The organism is Pseudomonas sp. S5D5 (assembly GCF_003013355.1).
In the GTDB taxonomy this organism is placed as follows: domain Bacteria; phylum Pseudomonadota; class Gammaproteobacteria; order Pseudomonadales; family Pseudomonadaceae; genus Aquipseudomonas; species Aquipseudomonas aylmerensis.
On record NZ_PTEO01000001.1, the window covers coordinates 656533 to 676553 of the forward strand.

Below are 20021 nucleotides of genomic sequence, written 5' to 3' on the forward strand. Positions count from 1 at the left end.
AAGATCTCGAAACAGGGGAACGATCAGGGTTCAAACCCGTCAGTTCCTTACACACCCTGTTGATGGAGGCCCGGCGTTTTGCTGAATCTCAAGACTGCATTACTGCTCGGCGCGCTGCTGTTTTGTGGCAGCGGCGCACTGCAAGCCGCGGCCACCGCGCCTGAACCCGAAGCGCCGGCCAAGCCGGAATTGCTCGTCGAAGGCGGCCTGCTCGGTGCCATCAGCTCCAGCATCGATGACGTGCAGGAGAAGCTCGACCTCAATCAGAACCTGATCGATGAATGGCGTTTGCGTGCCGACCGCGCCGCGGATGAAGTCGGCCGGCTGGTCGATCAGACGGCGGAGCGCTCGCCGTGGAGCGTCGCCGGGGATTTCCTGTTGCTGTCGGGGGTGTGGATAGGCGCCTTCGCGGTGTTGACGTTGCTTGCGCGCTTCAGCGTACGGCGCCTGAGCCAGCGCACGTTCATTCAGCAGCGCAAGCGATTGCAGGCGGTGCTCGGGTATGTGCTGCCCTACACAATCCCCGCGCTGATCTGCCTGCCGCTGACCCTCTACGTCAGCCATTTTTTACCCACCTCTATCGGCCGCGCGCTGGCGCTGTGTTTTGCCTACGCCACCAGCAGCGGCATCTTCTCTACCTCGATGCTGCTGTGCGTCATCGTGATGTTCAATGTAGGGCACAAGCGCCCGGCGGTGCAGATCATTCGCGGTTACTGCCCCAAGCCGCTGTTCCTGATCGGCTTCCTCGCTGCCCTCAGTGATGCGCTGACCAGCCCGCAGATCGCCCGTCAGCTCGGTGGCAATATCACCAGCAGCATCGCGGTGTTTACCGGCCTGTTTGCCGCGGTGATCTTCGGCGTGCTGGTGGTGCGCTTGCGCCGCCCGGTGGCGCACCTGATCCGCAACCGACCCTTGGCCCAGCGCCTGAAACACCCGGCGCTGCAACAGTCGCTGCGGGTGTTTTCGGGGCTGTGGTACTGGCCGATCCTGTTGATGGTGCTGGTCTCGGCAATCAACCTGATCGGCGCCGGCGACGACAACCAGAAGGCCCTGCGTTGCGCGCTGTTCACCACCATCCTGTTGATCGGCACGGTGTTCCTCAGCACCGTGCTGCAACACCTGTTCAAGTCGCGCAGCCAGGTGGCGATCCAGCGCAGCAGTGCCTACAAGGAGCGCTTCCTCAGCCTGCTGCACGCGATCCTGCGCATCGCCATGGCGATCGCCTTTATCGAAATCCTCGGGCGTATCTGGGGCGTCTCGCTGTTCGAATTCGCCCAGCGCAATTCGGTGGGCCGCGCCATCAGCGACTCGCTCAGCAGCATCGGCCTGATCCTGCTGGTGACGTGGCTGTTCTGGGTGGTGCTCGACACCGCGATCCAGGAAGCGCTGAAGCCACCGGTGAACAAACGCTCCAGCCGTCAGCCCAGCACGCGGGTCAAGACCATCCTGCCGCTGCTGCGCAATGCGGTGAAAATCATCCTGGTGGTGATCTGCGCGATCACCACCATGGCCAACCTGGGCATCAACGTCGCGCCGCTGTTGGCGGGTGCCGGAGTGGTCGGCCTGGCGATTGGTTTCGGCTCCCAGCAATTGGTGCAGGACGTGATCACCGGCCTGTTCATCATCATCGAAGACACACTGTCCATCGGCGACTGGGTGGTACTCGACTCCGGCCATGCCGGCACCGTCGAAGGCCTGACCATCCGCACCCTGCGCCTGCGCGACGGCAAGGGCTTCGTGCACTCGGTGCCGTTCGGGCAGATCAAGGCGGTCACCAACCAGTCACGCCAGTTTGCCTATGCGTTCTTCTCGGTGCAGTTCACCTACGACACCGATGTGGACAAGGCCGTGGAGCTGATCCGCGAAGCCGGGCAGTCGATCCGCGACGACGTGTTCCTCAAGTACAACCTGCAAGGGCCGCTGGAGGTGTTTGGCGTCGACAAGATGGACCTCAACGGCGTGGTCCTCACCGCGCAGTTCCGCACCGTGTCGGGTGGGCAATATGCAGTCAGTCGCGCGTTCAACCAGCGCCTGAAAAAGCTTGTGGATAACTGTGATGAGGTGCACTTCGCGCAGACTTATCCACAGCAGGTGCTGCTGCCCAAGCGCACAGCCCCAGTGGATGAGCCGGATGACGAAGTGCCGGCGTCGGTGGTGCTGACGGAGCAGCCGCGTACCCAGTGATCGATGTCGCCCGGGCTGGCCTCATCGCGGGCACGCCCGGCGCCCACATTGTCGACCGTGTGAACCCGTACAAATGTGGGCGCTGGCTTACCTGCGATGGCGTCAGATCAGGCCCCCCCTAATGCCTGATCAACTTCTCCTGCACCGCCTGCGGGTCCACTTCCAGCAACACCTGCTGCTTGCCCGCGACCATCACCGCCGCCGGCACCCCATCGCGGTACACAATCCGATTGCCGCTGACCGCCGGCACTTTGCTGCCGGGCAACAAGGTGCCCACCAGGTTCAGCGGATCGGCCCCGCACACTGCAATCAGACTCCCATCATGCGGGCGCCGTCGCACCTCACGCAGCAGCGGGATCGCTTCCGGCAATGCAAACTGTTCCCCCGCCAAGCCACTGACAAAGCGCCCGCCGCGAATCTCCCCGCGCGCTTCCAGCCGATGGAACGTGCGCAGCAATTCGCGCCAGCTCGGTAACCAATCCGCCTCGCGCTCCAGCAGCCGCCAGAACACCACGCCGTAGCGGCGCAGCAAGGTCATCGCCACATGCTCCAAGGTCTCTGCCGAGTGCGCGCCGGCGGCGGTCGCCGGGCGCCGGATCAGCGCCCAGCGCCCGGCATCGTCCATGCCGCCGACAAACGCCCCACGCCCGCGCCGGCTGCTGCGCGCCTGGCGTTTGCTCGCCGGCGTGGTTAACGCCCGCAGCCCGGCAAAACTGTCGGCATTCACCAGGCCGGCACCGACCAACTCCTGCAAGGCGCTTTCCAGTTCGCTGCGCAGCAGGTGGGCTTCGTGCACCAACTCATCAAAAAACAGCGCGCCATGTTCGCGCAGGGCCAGGTGGACTTTCTGCGCCTTGGGCGACAGCGTCGTGCTGTCGGTGGGTTCGGTCAGCCCGCTCCACAGCGGCACCTGGCTGCGCGGCAACAGCACCACCGGCGTGCTGCGCAGGGCGATGGCGCTGGCCTTGTTGCTCAAGCGCGTCCACACCAGCTTGCCGCTGCGGCACAACTCATCGAGCCAGGTGGAGGAATAATCCTTGAGCCGCGCGCTGAGCAAATCAGTGTCCCAGGCGGACGTGGCAGCGGCGTAGCCTTCGAACTGGCCGACGATCTGCGCCAACATCGCGCTGCCCTGGCCTCGGGTGCTCTCGGACAAGTGCTGCCAATCGAACAGGAAACGCATGAAGTCCTGCAGCGCCACCGGCTCGATTTCCCGGCGCAGGCGCTTGACCGTGTAGCGATGAATGCGCGCCAGCAGGTGGCGTTCGCACCATTGCTCTGCGTCGGCGCCAGGGCTGAAACGCCCACGCAGCACGTAGCCTTCCTGCTCCAGGCGGGCCAACGCCTGCGTGACATCAGCCACCGGCAAGGCCAGGGGCGCGGCGATCTCGATCAAGGTCAGCGGGCCGAAGCCGCCAAGGCGCGCGCGCAGCACTTCCACCAGCGCTTCGTCGTAGGTCCAGGGCTCATCGAAGCCCGGGAGCAACGGCAAGCCGTTGGGATAAATTGCCTGCAAACAGCTCAGGCGCTCGACCGCTACCCACAGGCCGTTGTGCAATGCAGAGGCGCGCCCACCCTTGGCCAAGGCGTGCAGCCACTCGGCCCATTGCGGCGTGACTTCGTCAGCGGCGATGCAGGCCAGGCTCATCAACGCCTCATGCATTTCATCCAGGCTATGGGGCGCAGGCCAGGCTTCTTCGCGGACCCCGGCGATGGCGTCCGCATCCAGTGCGCCAAGGTCGTCGGTGCTCTGCGGGTCGCTCCAGCGCCGGTTGAGCACGGCCTGGGTGCGGCGTTCTTCCAGCGGCGCATCGTCGAGAAAAGTGTAGGGGCGCGCGCTGAGGATTTCCGCGGCCATCGGCGAGGGCGCCGGCAGGTCACGGCTGATCAAGCGCACGTCGCCGCTCTCCATGCGCCGCAGCAGGGCCAGCCAACCGTCGCTGTCCATGGCTTCGTGCAGGCAGTCATCGAGGGTTTGTTCCACCAGCGGATGCGCGGGCACTTCGCGTTCGCCGGCAAGGTTTTCCAGGCAGGCGATCTGGTCGGGGAACACGCTGGCGATCAGGTCTTCGCTCTTCATGCGCTGGATTTGCGGCGCGACCTTGCGCCCGCCGGTATAACGCGGCAGCGCCAGGGCCACGCCGGCATTCCAGCGCCAGCGCACGCCGAACAGCGGCGCGTCCAGCACCGCCTGGATCAGCAGGTGTTCGGCGCTGTGGCTGTTGAGATAGCGCCACACTTCGTCCAGCTCGAAACTGTGGCTGGTGGACAGCGACAGCACGATGGCATTTTCGCTGGCCGCCGCCTGCAGCTCGAAGTTGAACGTACGGCAAAAACGCTTGCGCAGGGCCAGGCCCCAGGCGCGGTTGATGCGGCTGCCGAACGGCGTGTGGATGATCAGTTGGGTGCCGCCGGACTCGTCGAAAAACCGCTCCATGATCAACGTGTCCTGGGACGGCAACGCGCTGAGTGCCAGGCGCGCACGGGCCAGGTAGTCGAGGATCTGTTCGGCGCTGGCGCGGTTCAGGCCGAGGGTGTCGGTGAGCCAGTCCTGCGCCGGTTGCAGGTCACCGGGGCTGGCGCTGAGCAGCGAGTCCAACTGCCCCTGCAAACGTGCCACGGCCGCCGACAATTCATGGCTGCGCCCCGGTGCCTCGCCGAGCCAGAACGGAATGGTCGGTGGCTGGCCGTGGGCATCCTCGACGCGCACCTTGCCGGCCTCGACCCGCAAAATCCTGTAGGACGTATTACCGAGCTGGAAGATATCCCCGGCGATACTTTCCACCGCGAAGTCTTCGTTGACGCTGCCGATGTTCAGGCTTTGCGGCTCCAGCAACACGCTGTAGTCGGCATTGTCCGGGATGGTGCCGCCGCTGGTCACGGCGGTCAGCCGGGCGCCCCGGCGGCCGCGCAGGGTATGGGTCACGGCGTCGCGGTGCAGGTAGGCGCTGCGGATGCCCTGGCGACCGTTGTAGCCGTCGGCGAGCATCTGCAGCAGCGCCTGGTAGTGGCCCTGATCCAGTTCTGCATATGGCGCGGCGCGGCGGATCAGCGCCAGCAGCGCCGCTTCCGACCACTCCTGGGCGCTGACCTCGGCGATGATCTGCTGGGCCAGCACGTCCAGCGGCGCCACGGGAATGTGCAACGTGTCTAGTTCACCCCGGCGTACGCAGTCGAGCAGCGCGGCGCATTCGATCAGGTCATCACGGGTGGTGGCGAACAGACGGCCCTTGGGCGTGCCGCCAACCTGGTGGCCGGAGCGCCCGACCCGTTGCAGAAAGCCGTTGATGGATCCTGGCGAGCCGATCTGGCACACCAGGTCGACGTCACCGATATCAATCCCCAGCTCCAGCGAGGCGGTGGCGATCAGCACTTGCAGCGCGCCGGCCTTGAGCCGTTGCTCGGCGTCCAGGCGCAGTTCCTTGGCCAGGCTGCCGTGGTGGGCGGCGACAGCGTTCTTGCCCAGGCGCTCGCTCAAGTGCCGGGCCAGGCGCTCGGCCAGGCGCCGGGTGTTGACGAAAATCAGCGTGGTGCGGTGTTCGCGGGCCAGCGCAGCGAGGCGATCGTAGACCAGCTCCCAGACATCATTGGCCATCACTGCCGACAGCGGCACCGGGGGCACTTCGATATCCAGGTCGCGGGGGCGGGCATGGCCGATGTCGACGATGTCGCACGAGCGGCCCGTGCCGACCAGAAAGCGCGACACGGCCTCGATAGGTTTCTGCGTGGCTGACAGGCCGATGCGGGTCAGCGGTTCGCCGCATAAACCCTGCAGGCGCTCCAGGCTCAGGGCCAGGTGGCTACCGCGCTTGCCGGCGGCGATCGCGTGGATTTCATCGACGATCACCGTGCGCGTGCTGGCCAGCATTTGCCGGCCGGAGTCCGAGCCCAGCAGGACGTAGAGCGATTCCGGGGTGGTCACCAGGATATGCGGCGGGCGCTTGCGCATCAGCGCCCGGTCTTTTTGCGGGGTGTCGCCGGTGCGTACGGCGGTGCGGATCACCAGCGGCGGCAGGTCCATGGCCTGCAGGTGCTCGGTGATCCCCGCCAGCGGGGTTTGCAGGTTGATCTGGATATCGTTGGACAGCGCCTTGAGCGGCGACACGTACACCACCAGCGTTTCGTCCGGCAGTTGCCCGCCGTGGGCCAGGCCCTGGTGGACGAGGTCGTCCAGCACCGCCAGGAACGCGGTCAGCGTCTTGCCCGAGCCGGTGGGGGCGGCGATCAGGGTCGAGCGGCGTTGACGGATCAGCGGCCATGCCTGGGCCTGCGCGCTGGTCACCGAAGGGAAGGTGCTGCGGAACCAGGTGCTGACGGCGGGGTGGAAGCCGTCCAATACCGTGTCCGTTGATTCGGGAAGGTTCATGACTCTTATATGCAACCCATGAGGTCAAGTTGCAACCCCCGCACTTTATCCGTGACGGTTGCGCTACAAACCCGCAAAATGCAACGATTCTGGAATACACCTACGGCTGGCTCACGGGCCTGCCGACAATAACCATCGTTCCAAACAGACCGGGCCTGCTCAATCTATGCGAATGCGCCTTATGTTACTGGGCGGCGGGAATGCCCTCGGGCAGGCGCTGATTCGCCTCGGTGCAGAGGAAGACATTGGTTTCCTCGCACCCAAACCGCCCACCGACGGCTGGGATGCCGCAAGCCTCACCCAATTGCTCGACGACACCCGTCCCGATGCGTTGATCAACCTCGCCTACTATTTCGACTGGTTCCAGGCCGAGGCTGTCAGCGAAACCCGCCTGGCTGCCCAGGAGTTCGCCATCGAACGCCTGGCCGAACTGTGCCAGCACCACAACATCACCTTGCTGCAACCGTCCAGCTACCGCGTGTTCGATGGCTCCCGCGCCACCGCCTACAGCGAAAAAGACGAGCCGGTGCCCTTGGGCCTGCGCGGCCAGGCGCTGTGGCGTATCGAGCAAAGTGTGCGCGCCACGTGCCCGCAACATGTGCTGCTGCGCTTTGGCTGGCTGCTGGATGACAGCATCGACGGCACGCTCGGGCGCTTCCTCGCGCGGGCCGAGAAGCCGGATGAATTGCTGATGGCAGATGACCGTCGCGGCAACCCGACGCCGGTGGACGACGCCGCGCGGGTGATCATCTCGGTGCTCAAGCAACTCGATTGTGCCGCGCCGCTGTGGGGCACTTACCACTACGCCGGGCATGAGGCGACCACGCCGCTGGCGCTGGGCCAGGCGATCCTGACCGAGGCGCGCAACTTCCACCCGCTGGCTATCGAAGCGCCCACCGCCCAGGCCCACGCGGCCCGGCCGGATGCCGGCGACGAACCGCAGCACGCGGTGCTGGCCTGCAAGAAAATCCTCCACACCTTCGGCATCAAGCCACGGGCGTGGCGGGCGGGGTTGCCGGCGTTGCTGGATCGGTTCTACCGGCACGGCTGACCCAACCCCAAAACCAACGTGGGAGCGGGCGGGTGTGGGAGCCGGGCTTGCCCGCGATAAAATCGCCTCGGTCTGTCAGTTGCACCGAGGCGATGCTATCGCAGGCAAGCCAGCTCCTGCACCCGCCCGCTCCCACATAGGTTATGCAGCGTGAGTGGAACCTGGGTTAGAACTTGTAGCCGATGCCCACCATGTACACCATCGGGTCCACATCAACGTTTACCTTGGCGCGAGTGCCAGGTGCCACGGCGTTGTTTTCCACGGTCGCCTTGGTGCTGATGTCGATGTAGCGCGCCTGGGCGTTGATCATCCACTTGTCGTTGATCATGTAGTCCGCGCCGATCTGCGCCGCCCAGCCCCAGGAGTTCTCGGCCTTGAAGTTGCTGAAGCCTTCGCCCTGTGCGCGGCTGCCGACGTGTTCGTCGTAGATCCAGGTGTAGTTGATACCGGCGCCCACATACGGTTGAAACGCAGACTTGTTGTCCAGCGGGTAGTACACGACGCTCAGGGTCGGCGGCAGGTGTTTGAGGGTGCCGAGCTTGCCGTTGGCCGGGCTCAGGGCGGTGCCTTTGATCTTCACGTCGTGCTCGAACGGGGTGGCCGCCAGCAGCTCGATACCCACGTGGTTGGTCAGCATGTAGGCAAAGTTCAAGCCCAGCTGGGTGTCGCTGCTCATGGTCGCCTTGCCGCCCAGGTTGGTGCCCGCCAATGGACCCTGGTCAACCTTCACGTGACCGCTGTCGGCTTTCGGGTTCACGGTGATTGCACCGGCGCGCACCAGAATATCGCCCGCTTCGTGAGCGTGGACGACCGGGGCGGCGAGGGCGAGCGCGAAGAGGGACGCGCCGAGCAGAGACTTGTTCATGGGAGCTCCAAAAGGACGTTTAAAAGTTGTACGTCCAATGGTAAAGATCGTTCCGCTCGATCTTTTGACTCAGCTCAATGAAAGGTCGATCAGCGCTATTGCGGCAGTTCGTAGATGTAAATCTTCTCGGCGTCCATCTGGTAACCGGCGTCGGCCAGCTCGCTGGTGGACGGTTTGACCTGCATCGCGCCTTCGATCCAGTACGGCTGGTAGAGCTCATCGAGCTTCACGCCGACTTCGCTTTTCACATGCACGATCTGGTTCGACGGCGGCGGTGGCACATGGATGCACGCGCCGAAATACGGCACCAGCAAGAACTCGGTGGTGCGGCCTGCTTCGCTGACTTCCAGCGGCACGATATACCCCGGCAGACGAATATGCTGGCCATCGAGGCCCTGTACCACCGGCGCGTGGGGCATTTCCTGCTTGGCCGCTGGCGCCGACTCCAGCGCGTCGGCCATCCCGGACAAGTTGTGCAGCGGCTGCATGTTCGGTATTTCCGGTTCGGCATCCGGCGGGATCAGCTCCGACCAGGTCAGCTCTTTAGGCTCAGCGGCCCAGGCCGGCAGGGCCATCAGCAGAAACAGTGCAAACAGGACGCGACGCATCAAAGCCTTCCTCATAAACGTATGGACAGGCCATCGGCCAGGGATTGTCGATAGGCGCGCCACGCGGGCACGCTGCCCATCAACAGCGCTGCACCGAGGATACCGGCCAGCAGCGTCCATTCATATTCGCTCGGCCACGACATCGGCAGGTCCAGGCCGTAATTGGCCTGCAGATACCCGCGCGACGCGGCGATGCACACGTACAGCAGGCCGACCCCCGCGATCACGCCGGACAAGGCCAGCGCGAAGGCTTCGAAGATCAGCAAGGTCGCGATATGCCAGGGCCGTGCGCCCACCGAACGCAGGATCGCCATTTCGCGGCGGCGTTCGTTGAGGCTGGTGAGGATCGCCGTGAGCATGCCGATCAGCCCGGTCAGCACCACGAACAGCGAGATCACGAACAAGGCTTTTTCGGCGGTGCCCATCATGCTCCACAGCTCCTGCAGCGCCACGCCCGGCAGGATCGCCAACATCGGCTCGCCACGGAACTCGTTGATCTCGCGTTGCAGCGCGAAAGTGGAAATCTTGTTGTTCAGGCCGAGCATGAACGCGGTGATGGCCTGCGGGGTGAGGTCCATGTTGCGCGCCTGGTCGGCGCTGATGCGGCCTTTGCCCTGGGCAGGCACGCCGTTGTGCCAGTCGATGTGGATCGCTTCCATGCCGCCCAGGCTGATATGCAGCGTACGGTCCACCGGTGTGCCGGTACGCTTGAGGATGCCGACCACGGTGAACGGCTTGTCATCGTGTTTCACCAGGCTGACCACTGCCACGCCGTGGGCCAGTACCAGCTTGTCGCCGAGCTTGTAATGCAGCGCATCGGCGACTTCGGCGCCGAGCACCACCTCGAACGGGTCAGTGGCGAAGGCGCGGCCGCTGGCCAGTTCAAGGTTCTGCTTGCGGCCGTACTGGTAGTGCTCGAAGTAGGATTCGTTGGTGCCCATTACGCGGTAGCCGCGGTGGGAGTCGCCCAGGGAAATCGGGATGGCCCATTTCACCTGGGGGCTGGCGGCGAAGTGCTCGTAGCTGTCCCAGCGGATGTTGTTGGTGGCGTTGCCGATGCGAAACACCGAGTAGAGCAGCAGGTTGACCGAGCCGGAGCGCGCGCCGACGATCAGGTCGGTGCCGCTGATGGTGCTGGCAAAGCTGTTGCGCGCCTCAACGCGCACGCGTTCCACCGCCAGCAGCAGGCACACCGACAAGGCGATGGCGAAGGCGGTGAGGATCGCAGTAAAGCGGCGGTTCGCCAGGCTGGCCATGGCTAGACGGAACAAATACATCTCAAACCTCTGCGGGCGTGGCGGCGCGATTGAGTTCGGCCAGCGACAGGTTGCGGTCGAACAGCGGCGCCAGGCTCTGGTCATGGCTGACAAACAACAGGCTGGCGCCGGCCTCGCGGCATTCGGCGAACAGCAACTGGATGAAGGCTTCGCGGGCGTCGTAGTCCAGGGCCGAGGTGGGCTCGTCGGCGATCACCAATTCTGGCTGGCCGATCAACGCACGGGCGGCGGCAACGCGTTGTTGCTGGCCGATCGACAGCGAGTCGGCGCGGCGCTCCAGCAAGTCCCGGTCCTTCAAGCCCAGGTGCGCGAGCAGGGTGGCAGCGGCCTGGTCGACACTGCCGTGGCGCTGGATCGCCCGCTGCGCACGCAGCTTGGAAAAGTGGCAGGGCAGCTCGACGTTTTCGCGCACCGACAGGAACGGCAGCAAGTTGAACTGCTGGAAGATGTAGCCGGTATGGTCGACGCGAAAGCGGTCGCGGGCGCCGGCCGAGAGTTCGGTCAGCTCCTGGCCGAGCAGGCGAATGCTGCCGCGGCTGGGCTTCTGCACGCCGCCGAGCAGGCCGAGCAAGGTGGTTTTGCCACTGCCACTCGGGCCCTTGAGAAACAGGGTTTCCCCTGCTTCCAGGCGGAACGCGGGGATGTCCAGCAACCGTGGGTGGCCGGGCCAGTTGAAGCCCAGGTCAGACAGTTCGATTAACGCTTGGGTCATGGGGAGTCAGTGGTCTGGTTTGATTTGGATGATGACACCGATCGAGTGTGGGAGCTGGCTTGCCTGCGATGCAAGCGACGCGGTGTGGCAGAAACACCGCGTCGATGCTATCGCAGGCAAGCCAGCTTCCACCTTGACTGAGGCATGAACTCAAAATTTCAGGGTAGCTGCCTGTGCCGTCGCTTCCACACCTTGCTGGCCACTCGGGCCAATCAGTTGTACCTGGATTTTCTGCGTGGCAGGGAAGGTCTTGAACACCTGGCTCAGGTCCAGGTTGCTCAGGGCTGTCGGCGTGGCGCAGGTGAATTGGTAATGCGCGTGGATTTCGCTGTGGTCATGATGATGTTCGTGGGCGCCGTCTTTGGCGTCGTGATCGTCATCATCGTCGTCGTGGTCAACTTCGGGTTTGTCGCCGAACAGTGGGCTGTTGAGTTCCTGGGTGCTCACGACGCAACCGGCACTTTTGGGCAGGTTGAACAGGGCGATAGGGTTTTCCAGCTGCTTGCGTGCAGCGGCGACCTTGGCCTTGTCTGCGGGGGTAGAGGCCTGGTGTTCGAAGCCCACCAGGTTCATCGCCGGGCTGTCCAGCTCAAGCTCCAGGGCCTGGCCATCGAGTACGGCATTGAGGCGACCGACGCCGTGTTCGTGGGCACCCAGGCTACCGTGCTCGTGTTCATGGTCGTGCTCGTCGGCAGCATGGGCGATGGCGAGTGGCAACAGGGCAAACGGCAAAGCAAGCAGCAGACGGCGCATGAGAAAGCTCCAGAACATGAAAGTTTTGTTATGTGATCTTATAACAATAGTGCCGAGAGTTTGACCGCCCGCTTGGCGTTGCGCAAGCCGCATGGGAGCATGCCCGTCAGAAAAGTGCAGGAGTAAGGACGATGTTGCGAATTCGTGGAACCGTCGGCGACCTGCCGGTGGACTTGACGCTGGAACTGGATGACGGCGATTGGGCGCGACTCGGCGCGCAGTTGCAGGCTGCGCCCGTGACGAGTGCGGCCGCCGCGCCGGTGGCGCCGGCCAAGCACAATGACGACCAGTGGCAGGGCGCCCAGGACCTGCTGCGCAACGCCGGCCAACTGAACGGCCTGGAGTTGCTCGACCAGCTTGAAGGTTTGGCGGGCGACGCGTCGGCGGGCAAGCGCCTGCTGGTGCGCCTGCGCCATAGTGCCAAGGTCAAGGTGAGCAGCGGCGGGGATACGCCGCTGTACAGTTGGATCGGCGATTAGTACAGCGCGGCAAACAGCTTGCGGCGGTACGCGGTCACCAGCGGGTGATCATTGCCCAGCAGTTCGAACACCTGCAGCAAGGTCTTGTGCGGCAAGCCTTCGCTGTAGCTGCGGTTGCGGATAAACAGCTTGAGCAAGCCTTCGAGCGCCGCGTCGTACTGCTGGCGCGCCAGTTGCTGGATGGCCAGTTGATAAGCCGCTTCGTCGTCCTGCGGGTCTTGCGCCAGGCGGCTTTTCAAGTCGGCAGCGTCCGGCAGGTCGGCGGCCTGGCGCAGGAAGGTGATTTGCGCCTTGGCGCCGGCGAGGGCGGCCTTGTGATCGTCGCTCTTGACCGCGTCCAGCACAGTCTGGGCTTCACCCAGCTCACCGCGCTCGGCCAGGCAGCGCGCATACAGGATCAACGCCGCGGCGTTGGTATTGTCCTCGCCCAGCAGCGCCACCAGCACCGCTTCGGCATCGCTGATGCGGCCGTCGGCAAACAGCGCCTGGGCCTGCTCCAGCGGATCTGCCGCGGCCGGTGGTGGCATCTGCACATGCGGCTCCAGCATCGCCCGCACCGCCGACTCCGGCTGCGCCCCGGCGAATCCGTCGACCGGCTGGCCATCCTTGAACAGCACCACGGTCGGCAGGCTGCGAATGCCAAACCGCGCGACGATATCCTGCTCGGCATCGCAATCGACCTTGGCCAGCAGCAACTCGCCCTGATAGCTCTCGGCGATCTGCGCGAGCATCGGCATCAGCGCCTTGCACGGCGCGCACCACTCGGCCCAGAAATCCACCAGCACGGGTTTTTCGAAGGAGTTCTGGATCACTGCCTGATCAAAGTTGGCGGTGGTGACATCGAAGATGTACGGCGTGGGCTCACTCATGGGGCGTCTCGAATAAAGCGGGAATGGGGCAACTATAAGGGCTGGCGCGATTGGCTGAAAGCGTGTCCAGCAGGCGAATGCGCTCACCTGCAGGCGCTGGCTTGCCGGCGATGGCCTCAAGAACGCCGCGAATGGTACAGGCTCACCTTGCGAAACTCCCAAGGCTCGGCCAAATCCGGCAACGTCAGCGCATCCAGGATCTCCAGCCGCCGGTAATCCGGATGCTGGAAATCGCGCACGCGCGAATCCGCCACCAACGCTTCGCGGCCTCGGCTCAGGAACTGGTCCAGCAGCGGCAGGTTGGCCCGATCATAGAGGACGTCGGCGACCAGGATCAGGTCGAAGCGGTCGGCTTCGGCGAAAAAGTCCGCCGAGTAGCTCAGCTCTACACCATTGAGTTCGGCATTCGCCCGGCAGGACGCCAACGCCAGCGGATCCAGATCGCAGGCCACCACTTCCAGCGCTCCGGCCTTGAGCGCCGCAATCGCGGCCACACCGGAGCCGGCGCCGAAGTCGAGCACGCGTTTTCCCGCAACCCATTGCGGGTTCGCCGCCAGGTAGCGTGCCAGAGCCAGGCCGCTGGCCCAGCAAAAGCTCCAGTAAGGCGGCTCGTGCAGGATGCGCCGGGTTTCTTCGGGGCTGAAAGCGCGGTCCATGTTGTCGGCGTCAAGCAACCACAACGACAACTCGGTGCCCGGCAAACGGCAGGGCACCAAGTGCGCGTCGCCGATCAGCTCGCTCAGCGCGGCTTGCAGGTCCAGCGGTGGCGTCATGGGGCCTTGACGAGTTGCAGGGGGCCGGTGGTCTGGGTGATCGGCTGGGTGATGCGCACGGCGGGCAGGTGCAGGATCAACTGGCCGGACTGGCTGGCGCGACCGCGCAATTCAACCCGCGCACCGGCCGGGAAGGCTTCGGGGTTGTAGCGCAGGCGGAAGGCGAGCGGCTGGCCGTTGCCGGTCAACACACTGCTGGCCAGCAGTTGTTGCGGGCGCGAACGGTCATCGATGACCAGCAGCGCCATCTCGACTTCGGCGCCGGCGGGCACGTTGGTCAGGCTGCCGCTGATTTCACGCTGGTAGGCGGGCAGGGGGCCGAGGTCCTCGATGCCTGGGACTTTTTTCTCTTGCGCGGGCGTGGGTTGAGGCGCGGCCGGCTTGGGGGCTTCGCTGCTGCAGGCGACCAGGAAACTGAACAGGGTAAGCAAAACAAGTGGTCGTAACTGCATGTACGGCTCCAGAAAGGACAAAATCCGTGGCTTAAAAAATATGAAACATAATAGTCAGCCTATATACCGTAAAGGCTATGGCTTGTCTTGCCACGGGGATGCGCTACCATGGCCCTCCCTTTTTTTGTTGCCTGCCACCATGCACTGTCCCTTCTGCGGTGCCAACGACACCAAGGTCATTGACTCGCGTCTGGTCGCCGAGGGCGATCAAGTGCGTCGCCGGCGCGAATGCCTGGCCTGCGGTGAACGTTTCACCACCTTTGAAACCGCCGAACTGGTGTTGCCACGGCTGATCAAGTCCGACGGCAGCCGCCAGCCCTTCGACGAAGAAAAACTGCGCGCCGGTATGCAGCGCGCCCTGGAAAAACGCCCGGTGAGTGTCGAGCGGCTGGAAGCGGCGCTGGTGCATATCAAGCACAAGCTGCGTGCGACCGGCGAGCGCGAGGTCAAGAGCCTGGTGGTTGGAGAGTTGGTGATGGGCGAGCTGCAAAAGCTCGACGAAGTCGCCTATATCCGTTTCGCTTCGGTGTATCGACGCTTCCAGGACCTCAATGAGTTCCGCGAAGAGATCGACCGCCTGGCCCGTGAGCCGGTCAAAGAATGAACCCACCTTCTGCTGAACAGGCCGTCCTCGACGCCCATTACATGGCCCGCGCCCTCGAATTGGCGCGCAAGGGCCTGTACACCACCCATCCCAATCCTCGGGTCGGCTGCGTGATTGTGCGCGATGGGCAGGTGGTCGGCGAAGGCTGGCATGAACGCACCGGCGAACCGCATGCGGAGCCCAACGCCCTGCGCGCCGCCGGTGACAAGGCGCGCGGCGCCACCGTGTACGTGACCCTCGAACCTTGCAGCCACCATGGCCGCACGCCGCCGTGTGCCGACGCACTGGTGAGCGCCGGCGTCGCGCGGGTGGTCGCCGGAATGCAGGACCCTAACCCGGAAGTGGCCGGGCGGGGCATGCAGCGCCTGGCTCAGGCGGGTATCGAGGTGCACAGCGGTGTGCTCGAGGCACAAGCGCGTGCGCTGAACCCCGGGTTTCTCAAACGCATGGAGCATGGCCTGCCCTTTGTGCGGGTCAAGCTGGCGATGAGCCTCGACGGTCGCACCGCGATGGCCAGCGGCGAAAGCCAATGGATCACCGGCCCGGCTGCCCGCGCCGCCGTGCAGCGTCTGCGCGCCGAGGCCAGCGTGGTGCTGACGGGCGCCGACACAGTGCTGGCCGACGGCGCACGCCTAACCGTGCGCGCCGCTGAGCTGGGCCTGGATGAAGACACTACGGCACTCGCCCTGTCGCGCCCGCCGCTGCGCGTGTTGATCGACGGGCGCCTGCGGGTGCCGCTCAATGCGCCATTCTTCAAGGCGGGCCCCGCGCTGGTGATCACCTGCGTGACCCCGGAAAACCAGTTTCCGCGCGGGCCCGAGTGCCTGGTGGTGCCGGGCGTGGACGGTCAGGTCGACCTGCGCTCGGCACTGGTGGCGCTGGCCGCCCGTGGCGTCAACGAAGTGTTGGTGGAGGCCGGCCCGAGCCTGGCCGGTGCGTTTGCCCAGCAGGGGCTGGTCGACGAGTATGTGATTTTCGTCGCCGGCAAGTTCCTTGGCTCCGCCGCGCGGCCTTTGCTGGACTGGCCGCTTGAGAAACTGGCCGACGCCCCCCAACTCAAGATCACTGAAATGCGCGCGGTAGGCGACGACTGGCGAGTCACTGCCGTCCCGCTTCCACCCGCGAGCGTATAATTCTGACCGGGCGCTCAAGTGCCCGCACCGTTTTCCAGGAGAAGGCCATGTTCACCGGCATTATCGAATCCATCGGCAGCATCCGCGCCATGACCCCCAAAGGCGGCGACGTGCGCCTGCTGGTTGAAACCGGCAAGCTCGACCTCGGCGACGTCAAGCTGGGCGACAGCATCGCCGTCAGCGGCGTGTGCCTGACCGTCATCGAACTGCCGGGCAACGGCTTTGCCGCCGATGTCAGCCGGGAAACCCTGGACTGCACCGCGATGAACGACCTGAAGGCCGGCAGCCCGGTCAATCTGGAAAAAGCCCTGACCCCGACCACCCGCCTCGGTGGCCATCTGGTCAGCGGCCACGTCGACGGCGTCGGCGAAGTGGTTGCCCGCAGCGAAAACGCGCGTGCCGTGGAATTTCGCATCCGCGCGCCGAAAGAGCTGGCCAAGTACATCGCCCACAAAGGCTCGATCACCGTCGACGGCACCAGCCTGACCGTGAACGCCGTGAATGGCGCCGAATTCGAACTGACGATTATTCCCCACACCCTCAGCGAAACCATCATGGCGTCCTACCAGCCGGGTCGCCGGGTGAACCTGGAAGTCGACTTGCTTGCCCGTTACCTGGAGCGCCTGTTGTTGGGCGATAAGGCCGCAGAGCCAACTGCCGGGAACATCACTGAAAGTTTTCTGGCCGCTAACGGCTACCTGAAATCCTGACCAAGGGGGTGCCACGTGGCGCTCAATAGCATCGAAGAACTGGTTGAAGACATCCGCCAAGGCAAGATGGTCATCCTGATGGATGACGAAGACCGCGAGAACGAAGGCGACATCATCATGGCCGCCGAGGCCTGCAAGCCCGAGCACATCAACTTCATGGCCAAGCACGCCCGTGGGCTGATCTGCATGCCCATGAGCCGTGAGCGCTGCGAACTGCTCAAGCTGCCGTTGATGGCGCCGCGCAATGGGTCGGGCTTCGGCACCAAGTTCACCGTGTCGATTGAAGCGACCACCGGCGTCACCACCGGTATCTCCGCCGCCGACCGCGCGCGCACCGTGCAAGCGGCTGCCGCGAAAGACGCCAAGGCTGAAGACATCGTCAGCCCCGGCCATATCTTCCCGCTGATGGCCCAGCCGGGCGGGACCCTGGCGCGCGCCGGCCACACCGAAGCGGCCTGCGACCTGGCGCGCATGGCCGGGTTCGAGCCGAGCGGGGTGATCTGCGAAGTGATGAACGACGACGGCACCATGGCCCGTCGCGCCGAACTCGAAGCCTTCGCCGCTGAACACGGCATCAAGATCGGCACGATTGCCGACCTGATTCACTACCGCATGATCCACGAACGTACCGTTCAGCGGATTGCCGAGCAGCCGCTGGACAGCGAACTGGGCCAATTCAACCTGGTGACCTACCGTGATTCGGTGGCAGGCGACGTGCACATGGCCCTGACCCTGGGCACCATCTGCGCCGACGAACCGACCCTGGTGCGGGTGCACAACATGGACCCTCTGCGCGACCTGCTGATGGTCAAGCAACCGGGTCGCTGGAGCCTGCGCGCCGCCATGGCTGCGGTTTCCGAGGCTGGCAGTGGTGTGGTGCTGTTGCTCGGCAACCCGGTGGATGGCGACGTCCTGCTCGCGCATATTCGCGAAACCGCCGAGCATGCCCAGGTCAAGACGCCGACCACCTACAGCATCGTCGGCGCCGGTTCGCAGATCCTGCGCGACCTCGGTGTGCGCAAAATGCGCCTGATGAGTGCGCCAATGAAATTTAATGCGATATCCGGTTTCGACCTGGAAGTTGTAGAATACGTGCCCTCCGAATAAAGGCTGGCGATTCCTGCCCCTTGTTCGCGGTTAAATCATCACTGAGGGACGCACTTTTCGCGTCCCGGCTCTTTAAGAGATTTGTCGAATGACCCTGAAGACCATCGAAGGTACCTTCATCGCCCCCAAAGGCCGCTATGCCCTGGTGGTTGGCCGCTTCAACAGCTTCGTGGTTGAAAGCCTGGTAAGCGGTGCCGTGGACGCCCTGGTTCGCCACGGTGTGAGCGAGAGCGACATCACTATCATCCGTGCGCCTGGCGCCTTCGAAATTCCACTGGTTGCGCAAAAAGTTGCACAACAGGGTGAATACGCGGCGATCATCGCCCTGGGCGCGGTCATTCGTGGCGGTACTCCGCACTTCGAATACGTGGCGGGCGAATGCACCAAGGGCCTGGCCCAGGTGTCCATGGAGTTCGGCGTGCCGGTTGCGTTTGGCGTGCTGACCGTGGATTCCATCGAGCAAGCCATCGAGCGTTCCGGCACCAAGGCCGGTAACAAAGGCGCTGAAGCTGCCCTGTCCGCCCTGGAAATGGTCAGCCTGCTGTCGCAGTTGGAGGCCAAGTGATTTCCGACGAGAGCGATCAGTTCAACCCTCAGGAGCCACGTCCTGCGGATGCCGGCAAGCCCTCCAAGAGCGAGAAGCGTCGCAAGGCGCGTCAGCTCGCGACCCAGGCGCTGTACCAGCGTCACCTGGCAGGCGCTTCGCTGAACGAAATCGAAGCACAGTTTCGTGTCGACAACGACTTTACGTTCGCCGATCAGAGCTACTTCCACGACATCCTGCACGGCGTCCACGCCAACCTGACCGAGATCGATACGGCCCTGGCACCTTGCCTGGACCTGACCATCGAGGAACTGGACCCGGTTGAACTGTGCGTCATGCGCCTGTCCACCTGGGAACTGCTCAAGCGCGTCGATGTGCCGTACCGAGTGGTGATCAACGAAGGGATCGAACTGGCGAAAGTCTACGGTTCGACCGACGGCCACAAGTTCGTCAACGGCGTGCTCGACAAGCTGGCCCCGCGCCTGCGCGAAGCCGAAGTGAAGGAACACAAGCGCTAAGCCGCGCTTGAGTTCCCATGGGTGAGTTTGAGCTGATCCACACCTACTTCGCCGCCGCGCCGTGTGCGCAGGGCGGCGAAGGCATTGCCCTGGGGATTGGCGATGACTGCGCCCTGCTGGCGCTCCCTGCCGGGGAGCAGTTGGCAATATCCACCGATACGTTAGTGGCCGGCGTGCACTTTGCCGACCCCTGTGACCCGTTCCTGCTCGGCCAGCGCTCGCTGGCCGTGGCGGTGAGCGACCTGGCCGCCATGGGCGCCCACCCCCTCGCGTTTACCCTTGCCCTGACGACACCGACGGTCGATGCCGATTGGCTGCAACGCTATGCCCAGGGTTTGAACGCCATGGCGCAACGCTGCGGTGTGGGCCTGGTGGGCGGCGACACCACACGCGGGCCGTTGAGCCTGACCCTGACCGTGTTTGGTCGTGTACCCGCCGGGCAGGCGCTGACCCGCAGCGGTGCGCAGCCGGGCGACCTGCTGTGCGTGGGCGGTGAGCTCGGCAATGCCGCCGGTGCCTTGCCGCTGGTCCTGGGGCAGCGCAGCGCCGACGCGGCCATCGCCGATCCGCTGCTGGCCCATTACTGGTCGCCGCAGCCGCAGTTGGCGCTGGGGCTGGCGCTGCGTGGCAAGGCTACGTCCGCGATGGATATCTCCGACGGGTTGCTGGCCGATTGCGGGCATATCGCCAAGGCATCGGCCGTCAGCCTATTGATCGAGCGCGAGCGGTTGCCGTTGTCGGCGCCGCTGTTGGCGTTTGTCGGTGATGACGCCGCGCGCGTGGCGGCCTTGAGCGGCGGCGACGATTATGTCCTGGCGTTCACCCTTCCACCTGTCGAGTTGGCGCCGCTGCTGGCCGGCGGCTGGCCGATCCATGTGATCGGACGGGTCGAGGCGGGGCAGGGCGTGACGCTGCTGGATGCCGCCGGGCAGGACATCACCCCGGCCGTTCGCGGCTATCAGCATTTTCGCGAGGCGCCCTGAGTCGGCGGGCTGCGCTACCCTCTATAGCGTTAT

At 64.6% G+C, this 20021-nt stretch carries 19 protein-coding genes; 10 read left to right on the forward strand and 9 right to left on the reverse strand.

Annotation, left to right across the window (positions count from 1 at the left end):
* Nucleotides 1–78: 78 nt before the first annotated feature.
* Nucleotides 79–2184 (forward strand): mechanosensitive ion channel family protein, encoded by a 2106-nt coding sequence (locus tag C9990_RS03165; RefSeq protein WP_106802503.1) that lies wholly within the window; start codon nt 79–81, stop codon nt 2182–2184.
* Nucleotides 2185–2302: 118 nt separating this feature from the next.
* Here the strand turns inward: C9990_RS03165 and C9990_RS03170 are convergent, their stop codons facing one another.
* Nucleotides 2303–6550: a DEAD/DEAH box helicase gene (locus tag C9990_RS03170; RefSeq protein WP_106802504.1), complete on the reverse strand. Its 4248-nt coding sequence runs from the start codon at nt 6548–6550 to the stop codon at nt 2303–2305.
* Between the two features lie 166 nt (nt 6551–6716).
* On the opposite strand from C9990_RS03170, the gene C9990_RS03175 reads away from it, so the two are divergent.
* Nucleotides 6717–7601 carry a sugar nucleotide-binding protein gene (locus tag C9990_RS03175; RefSeq protein WP_083221509.1) on the forward strand — a complete coding sequence of 295 codons (885 nt, stop codon included), beginning with the start codon at nt 6717–6719 and terminating at the stop codon, nt 7599–7601.
* A 166-nt stretch (nt 7602–7767) separates the two neighbouring features.
* Here the strand turns inward: C9990_RS03175 and C9990_RS03180 are convergent, their stop codons facing one another.
* The 5 genes from C9990_RS03180 to C9990_RS03200 all read right to left on the reverse strand — a co-directional run bounded on the left by C9990_RS03180 (nt 7768) and on the right by C9990_RS03200 (nt 11816).
* Nucleotides 7768–8466 carry an OmpW family protein gene (locus tag C9990_RS03180; RefSeq protein WP_106802505.1) on the reverse strand — a complete coding sequence of 233 codons (699 nt, stop codon included), beginning with the start codon at nt 8464–8466 and terminating at the stop codon, nt 7768–7770.
* A gap of 95 nt (nt 8467–8561) precedes the next feature.
* Complete coding sequence (locus C9990_RS03185) at nt 8562–9074, reverse strand: DUF3299 domain-containing protein (protein WP_106802506.1); 513 nt, start codon at nt 9072–9074, stop codon at nt 8562–8564.
* An 11-nt stretch (nt 9075–9085) separates the two neighbouring features.
* Nucleotides 9086–10351: an ABC transporter permease gene (locus C9990_RS03190; protein ID WP_065909957.1), complete on the reverse strand. Its 1266-nt coding sequence runs from the start codon at nt 10349–10351 to the stop codon at nt 9086–9088.
* A 1-nt stretch (nt 10352) separates the two neighbouring features.
* A complete protein-coding gene (locus tag C9990_RS03195; protein WP_106802507.1) occupies nt 10353–11063 on the reverse strand; it encodes an ABC transporter ATP-binding protein in 711 nt (236 codons plus the stop codon).
* Nucleotides 11064–11213: 150 nt separating this feature from the next.
* Nucleotides 11214–11816 (reverse strand): DUF2796 domain-containing protein, encoded by a 603-nt coding sequence (locus C9990_RS03200; protein WP_106802508.1) that lies wholly within the window; start codon nt 11814–11816, stop codon nt 11214–11216.
* 131 nt (nt 11817–11947) lie between these two features.
* Here C9990_RS03200 and C9990_RS03205 point away from each other — a divergent pair, with 131 nt between their 5' ends.
* On the forward strand, nt 11948–12295 hold the full coding sequence (locus tag C9990_RS03205; RefSeq protein ID WP_106802509.1) for a hypothetical protein: 348 nt from the start codon (nt 11948–11950) through the stop codon (nt 12293–12295).
* Here C9990_RS03205 and trxA read toward each other — a convergent pair.
* The 3 genes from trxA to C9990_RS03220 all read right to left on the reverse strand — a co-directional run bounded on the left by trxA (nt 12292) and on the right by C9990_RS03220 (nt 14389).
* Nucleotides 12292–13164 (reverse strand): thioredoxin, encoded by an 873-nt coding sequence (gene trxA, locus C9990_RS03210; protein ID WP_065909965.1) that lies wholly within the window; start codon nt 13162–13164, stop codon nt 12292–12294. The two genes, C9990_RS03205 and trxA, sit on opposite strands and share 4 nt — an antisense overlap.
* 116 nt (nt 13165–13280) lie before the next feature.
* The gene (locus C9990_RS03215) at nt 13281–13937 is read right to left on the reverse strand and encodes a methyltransferase (protein WP_106802510.1); all 657 of its coding nucleotides are present in this window, start codon (nt 13935–13937) and stop codon (nt 13281–13283) included.
* A complete protein-coding gene (locus C9990_RS03220) occupies nt 13934–14389 on the reverse strand; it encodes a YbaY family lipoprotein (protein ID WP_065909967.1) in 456 nt (151 codons plus the stop codon). The genes C9990_RS03215 and C9990_RS03220 overlap by 4 nt, the downstream gene beginning before the upstream one ends.
* 139 nt (nt 14390–14528) lie before the next feature.
* Here C9990_RS03220 and nrdR point away from each other — a divergent pair, with 139 nt between their 5' ends.
* The 7 genes from nrdR (at nt 14529) to thiL (ending at nt 19988) form a co-directional block, all read left to right on the forward strand.
* Nucleotides 14529–14993, forward strand: a complete 465-nt coding sequence (nrdR, locus tag C9990_RS03225; RefSeq protein WP_016978538.1) for a transcriptional regulator NrdR — start codon at nt 14529–14531, stop codon at nt 14991–14993.
* Nucleotides 14990–16126, forward strand: a complete 1137-nt coding sequence (gene ribD / locus C9990_RS03230) for a bifunctional diaminohydroxyphosphoribosylaminopyrimidine deaminase/5-amino-6-(5-phosphoribosylamino)uracil reductase RibD (RefSeq protein ID WP_106802511.1) — start codon at nt 14990–14992, stop codon at nt 16124–16126. The genes nrdR and ribD overlap by 4 nt, the downstream gene beginning before the upstream one ends.
* Nucleotides 16127–16173: 47 nt before the next feature.
* Nucleotides 16174–16836 (forward strand): riboflavin synthase, encoded by a 663-nt coding sequence (locus C9990_RS03235; protein WP_065909971.1) that lies wholly within the window; start codon nt 16174–16176, stop codon nt 16834–16836.
* Nucleotides 16837–16851: 15 nt separating this feature from the next.
* A complete protein-coding gene (gene ribBA, locus C9990_RS03240) occupies nt 16852–17943 on the forward strand; it encodes a bifunctional 3,4-dihydroxy-2-butanone-4-phosphate synthase/GTP cyclohydrolase II (protein ID WP_065909973.1) in 1092 nt (363 codons plus the stop codon).
* An 88-nt stretch (nt 17944–18031) separates the two neighbouring features.
* Nucleotides 18032–18508, forward strand: a complete 477-nt coding sequence (ribE, locus tag C9990_RS03245; RefSeq protein ID WP_003176356.1) for a 6,7-dimethyl-8-ribityllumazine synthase — start codon at nt 18032–18034, stop codon at nt 18506–18508.
* The gene (nusB, locus tag C9990_RS03250) at nt 18505–19005 is read left to right on the forward strand and encodes a transcription antitermination factor NusB (RefSeq protein WP_044269051.1); all 501 of its coding nucleotides are present in this window, start codon (nt 18505–18507) and stop codon (nt 19003–19005) included. The genes ribE and nusB overlap by 4 nt, the downstream gene beginning before the upstream one ends.
* Nucleotides 19006–19022: 17 nt before the next feature.
* The gene (gene thiL, locus C9990_RS03255; RefSeq protein ID WP_106802512.1) at nt 19023–19988 is read left to right on the forward strand and encodes a thiamine-phosphate kinase; all 966 of its coding nucleotides are present in this window, start codon (nt 19023–19025) and stop codon (nt 19986–19988) included.
* Nucleotides 19989–20021 lie beyond the last annotated feature (33 nt).